This is a genomic window from Achromobacter sp. SIMBA_011 (genome assembly GCF_046535435.1).
GTDB classification, from domain to species: Bacteria; Pseudomonadota; Gammaproteobacteria; order Burkholderiales; family Burkholderiaceae_B; genus Achromobacter; species Achromobacter dolens.
The window spans coordinates 1-296 of record NZ_JAWRWN010000256.1; the positions used below are offsets into that span (position 1 = coordinate 1).

The following is a 296-nucleotide window of genomic DNA, read 5'->3' on the forward strand; positions in this document are numbered from 1 at the left end:
GTCGCGACGAGACGAGCCAGCTTCTGCTGGCGCTGCGGAATATGAACGCGCGGCTGCAGGACGTGGTGGGGCGCGTGCGCTCGAGCAGCGAAAGCATCGCGTCGGGCTGCGCGCAGATCGGTGCCGGCAACACCGATCTCAGCCAGCGTACCGAGGAGCAGGCGGCCTCGCTCGAGGAAACCGCGGCCAGCATGGAGCAGTTGACGGCGACGGTCAAACAGAACACGGAAAACGCGCGGCAGGGGACCACGCTTGCCGGCAATGCTTCTGAGGTCGCGGTCCGAGGCGGGCAGGTG

Annotated in this window: 1 pseudogene; it reads left to right on the top strand. The window is 67.9% G+C overall.

Going from position 1 to position 296, the window contains the following annotated elements:
- Positions 1-296 (top strand): annotated as a pseudogene (locus SB816_RS30830) (methyl-accepting chemotaxis protein); the annotation flags it as partial.